General features: G+C 66.6%; 2 protein-coding genes. Both read right to left on the bottom strand.

The window, feature by feature from the left end; all coding sequences use genetic code 11:
* Positions 1–312 precede the first annotated feature (312 nt).
* The gene (locus AB0H57_RS32810; RefSeq protein WP_357512627.1) at positions 313–651 is read right to left on the bottom strand and encodes a hypothetical protein; all 339 of its coding nucleotides are present in this window, start codon (positions 649–651) and stop codon (positions 313–315) included.
* A 470-nt stretch (positions 652–1,121) separates the two neighbouring features.
* Positions 1,122–1,322, bottom strand: a complete 201-nt coding sequence (locus AB0H57_RS32805) for a hypothetical protein (RefSeq protein WP_357512625.1) — start codon at positions 1,320–1,322, stop codon at positions 1,122–1,124.
* Positions 1,323–1,527: the final 205 nt, after the last annotated feature.

Genomic DNA, 1,527 nt, shown 5'->3' with positions numbered 1-1,527 from the left:
CAACAGCAGTATTCAACGCTTCTCGATCCTGAACTCGCCCTGTCCGGCGGACTTGCTATGAGCCGCTGGCCTCAACTCACCCTGACAGACAGGGCTGCGACCTTTGCCGAAACCGCCTTGTGAGGGAGGCATCGCGGCAGCCGTCGGCGGGTGCCCGTTGCGTGCCCGATCCGGCGGTCGCCGAGGGGCAACAGCGGTCAACGACAGCCGGCAATTGACGTGCTCGACCTGCGCGAACTACAGGTACTTGTAGGTGCGCTGGTTGCGCCCGATGACGTCTTGCTCGTCGCCGCTGATGAGCTTCTGCTTCACCTACCAGGCTCTTCCGCGGATCGGGGGGACGTCGAGGTCGCGCTCGCCGCCGCGGTGCTCGGCGAGGAGTTGCCGACGGATCGCGCACCAGGCGACGCGCTCTTGCCGGCGGGCGAGCTTGCGGTGCGACTGGAAGCTGCAGAGCTGGCAGCCGCACAGGTTCGGCGCCTGGGCCGACGGCTGCCGGTAGCAGCGGGTGCGGATCCAGTCGGGCGAGGCGAGGAACTCGTCAATGTCGCAGGGGCCGGAGCCGTGCTCGTGGGTGTCGGTGAACCAGTGACGCAGCAGCGGGTCCCGCCGCTGCACTCGCTCGGGTCGGTGAATGTCGGTACGGGCCATGTGACGACCTGCCCTTCGGCAGCCCGCGCACCGTGCGCGGGGCTAACGCCTTGATGACATGTCGATCACCTCCGAGATTGGGAGTGGATGCGGGTATGCGAGAGGGCGGGGGCCCGCCCACCTCCCGAGTTAGCAGGGAACCCGCTTCGGAGCATCCCTCGTCACGGCGTACATGGTAGGCCGCACGTCCGACGGGATCCGATCACCGTGACGAGCCGCCGCTCTCATACACGGCCTGGCCGAGCAGCGAAGCGAGCAGCAAACCGGCGAGCATGAGCGGACGATGGCGGACCGTGACGCCTCGTCGTACACGTGACCGAACGGTCGGCCCCCACTTGGTCAGCACTGCGGAACCGACTCGCCGTCCTTGACACCCGCAATGCGTATGTCAGCAGGTGGTGCGGACGCAACCGCGTAGGAAGCCTTCGCCAGGAGCTCGGGACGAACATGTCGCGCTCGGCCGGCGGTAGCTAGGAATCGGCCGGCCGGTGGAGGTGCAGTGGTTGCGCGGACACGATGATGCTGGCATGGGCCCATCCGAGCCATGCAGAGACGATGATGTCGAGGCACTCTTGCGCTTCATCGCGTCGAGGGCTGACCTTGAGATCGACTGCCGCGAAAGACGGACGTACGGTCACATGGGCGGGATCCTCGCCGATGCTGTGCTCCAACCGAGAATGCATTACCGCCATGTTGTCTGGCCGAGGGTCCGTCAGTTCATGGCTGACTGGCCGCATGCCGACACGACGTCGCGAGTCCTGGCGATCGGAGATGGGGACGCGCTAGTGCCGTGACCACGAACGTTGACGGTGTTGGTCAGGCTGCGCGGGTGGCGGGTTGGCCCCAGCGTCGTTGTCGTTCGCTGCGGATGCGGGC

Source organism: Micromonospora sp. NPDC050686 (assembly GCF_040654475.1).
GTDB lineage: Bacteria > Actinomycetota > Actinomycetes > Mycobacteriales > Micromonosporaceae > Micromonospora.
The sequence above is the reverse complement of the archived record's forward strand: the minus strand, read 5'-3'. Positions and strand labels throughout refer to the sequence as shown.

Bases quoted from the DNA above. Each gene is read 5' to 3' on its own strand.
- AB0H57_RS32810 (WP_357512627.1), bottom strand. From the start codon at position 651: ATGGCCCGTACCGACATTCACCGACCCGAGCGAGTGCAGCGGCGGGAC.